At 62.1% G+C, this 2597-nt stretch carries 3 protein-coding genes; all 3 read right to left on the minus strand.

Annotated features, from left to right (window positions below):
• On the minus strand, positions 1–790 hold a 790-nt coding region (gene ftsX, locus RTI30_RS13955), incomplete at its 3' end, for a permease-like cell division protein FtsX (RefSeq protein WP_312284108.1).
• Positions 787–1446, minus strand: coding sequence for a cell division ATP-binding protein FtsE (ftsE, locus tag RTI30_RS13960; RefSeq protein WP_312262538.1), 660 nt, complete (start codon positions 1444–1446; stop codon positions 787–789). The genes ftsE and ftsX, both read right to left, overlap by 4 nt.
• A complete protein-coding gene (ftsY, locus tag RTI30_RS13965; RefSeq protein ID WP_409449722.1) occupies positions 1443–2582 on the minus strand; it encodes a signal recognition particle-docking protein FtsY in 1140 nt (379 codons plus the stop codon). The genes ftsE and ftsY overlap by 4 nt, the downstream gene beginning before the upstream one ends.
• Positions 2583–2597 lie beyond the last annotated feature (15 nt).

A 2597-nucleotide genomic window follows, 5' to 3' on the forward strand; every position in this document is an offset into this window, starting at 1 on the left:
GGAATTGGGTGCCGTACAGACTTGCCAGATGGTTTACCGGCCCCTGCAAAACGGCGAAGGCAACGGCCACGATCAGCCAGGCCAAAAAACCGGCGAGTATGCCCTGAATGAGCCCTTGGTAGAGGAAAGGACGGCGAATGAAGCTGCGGGTCGCCCCCACCAAGGAGCTGATTTCGATTTCCTCGCGCCGCTGCTCGATGTGTAACCGAATGGTATTGCCCATCACCAACACGGCACCCAAGGCAAGAAGAATGGCCAGGATGTAGACCGCACGCGTGCCGAGGGCAACGATGGCCTGCAAACGCGCTACCCATTTCAGGTCGGATTGTGCGCTGCTCACGATTGCCGAATGGCTCCACTGCTGCAGTTGCTGTTCGAGCTGCGCGGGGCTCTGGGCGAGGGGATCGAGCTCGACGATCAGCGAGGCGGGTAGCGGATTTTCGCCCAGGGTCTGGATTGCCGCGGTCATGCCCGCATAGCGTTGAAAGTCGGTCAGGGCCTGCTGTTTGTCGACGTAGCGCACCGCCACCACGCCCGGGCTTTGGCGCAATTGTGCGCGCAACTGGGCAATGGCCTGCGGGCTTGCATCGCTATGAAGATACAAGGAGATTTGCGCCTGATCGTGCCAACTGGCGAGGAGGCGTTGCATGTTGCTGAGGGCGGTAAAGAGGCCAACAGGCAAGGCAAAGACTACGGCCAAGGCGATGATCGTAAGCAAGGTGGCAATCGGCTGCCGCAGGAGGGTGTTGCGCGCGTTGCGCAAGGCCTGGAGACGAATGTGGATGCTCATGCTCTCTCCTGCAGTTGGCCGTGAGCGAGGTGCAAGGTGCGTAGACGCATACGTTCCACCTGGCTCTGATCGTGGGTGGCAACCAGCACCGTTGTGCCATGGCGATAAAAGTCACGGAACATGTCGAGGATGTCGTTACTCAATTCTGGGTCGAGGTTGCCGGTAGGCTCGTCGGCAAGGAGGATTTCTGGGGTGTGGACGATGGCGCGGGCAATGCCTACCCGTTGCTGCTCTCCCCCCGAGAGGGTGGCGGGGAATTCGCGCCAGTGTTCACTCAACCCCACTTTGTCGAGGGCGGCACGCACCCGATTGTCGAGCTGGCGAGGCGACATGCCGGCTACCTGCAGGGTAAGGGCGACATTGTCGTAGACATTGCGATCCATCAGCAGCTTGTGGTCCTGAAAGACCACTCCCACGCGGCGTCGGTAGGCGGGAATATGCCGCCGCCGTAGCGTGGCGAGATCGACCCCGGCAACCCGCAGGGTACCGTGGCTCACCGCCTCCAGGCGGGTAAGAAGTTTGAGCAAGGTGCTCTTGCCTGCCCCCGAGGGGCCGGTAAGCAGGACCATCTCGCCTTTATCGAGACGCAGGTTCAGCTCGCGCAAGACATGGCGTCGCCCCGGATAATGCTTGGTGACATTGATGAATTCGATCATGCGGACTCCCGCGCAAACAACGCATCGACAAAGGCCTCGGCATCAAAGGGTCGCAAATCTTCTACGGCCTCGCCAACGCCAATGAAACGGATCGGTACCGGCAAGGCTTGGGCAATGGCCGCAACCACGCCGCCCTTGGCGGTGCCATCTAACTTGGTGATACAAATGCCGGTAAGCCCCACCGCGGCATGAAACTGCTGGGCCTGCTGCAGGGCATTTTGCCCAGTGCCGGCATCGAGCACCAACCAGATCTGGTGGGGTGCTTCCGGGTCCTGCTTGCCGAGCACCCGTTTCACCTTTTTGAGCTCTTCCATCAGGTGGTTTTGGGTGTGCAAGCGCCCGGCGGTATCGGCGATGAGCAGGTCGGCAGCACGGGCCCGCGCGGCAGAAAAGGCGTCGTAGAGCACCGAGGCGCTATCGGCGCCGCTGCCCTGGGCAATGACCGGCACCTGCACCCGCGCTCCCCAGCCCTGCAACTGCTCGACGGCGGCGGCACGAAAGGTATCACCTGCCCCGAGCAGCACCTGAAACCCCGCCGCCTTCCAGCGTGCGGCGAGTTTGCCGATGGTGGTGGTCTTACCAGCGCCGTTGATCCCCACCATCATCAGCACCTGGGTTTTGCCTTTGACCGGCGCCCAGGCCAAGGCGCGCGGCCGCAGGAGATCGAGCAGGGCCTGGCGAATGGCCTGCTGAAGGGCGGCGGGGTCGGTGAGTTCGCGTCTGCGTACTTTCTGGGTAACGGCCTCCATGATACCGCGGGTGGCTGGCACGCCAACGTCGGATTGCAGCAGGATGGCTTCGAGTTCTTCGAGCAGGTCTTCGTCGATTTCCTTCTTGCCCAGAACCAAACGAGCCACACCCTCGCTGAGCTGCTCGCGGGAACGGGCAAGACCGCTCTTCAGCCGCGCCAAAAAGCTCGGTTTAGGCGTTTCTTCTTCGAGTTTCGCTGGTTCTTGCGCAGGTTGTTCCGCGCTCGTGTAGGGCCTGACGGCTGCGGGAGTGTCGACGACCTCAGCCTGGGCAGGGGGCTCGGCAGCAGGCGCGGGGCTAGCCTCGGCTTCAACGGGCGCGATGGACGCGGGTGGCGTTTCCTCTTCGGGAGCGCTTTTGTTACGCTTGAACCAGCCAAAAACCATGATCCTGGGGCCTGC

Origin of the sequence: Candidatus Igneacidithiobacillus taiwanensis, assembly GCF_031962545.1 — a bacterium.
Taxonomy (GTDB): Bacteria; Pseudomonadota; Gammaproteobacteria; order Acidithiobacillales; family Acidithiobacillaceae; genus Igneacidithiobacillus; species Igneacidithiobacillus taiwanensis.

Coding starts and splice junctions, on each gene's coding strand:
- ftsY (WP_409449722.1), bottom strand. CDS start 2,582: ATGGTTTTTGGCTGGTTCAAGCGTAACAAAAGCGCTCCCGAAGAGGAA.
- ftsE (WP_312262538.1), bottom strand. CDS start 1,446: ATGATCGAATTCATCAATGTCACCAAGCATTATCCGGGGCGACGCCAT.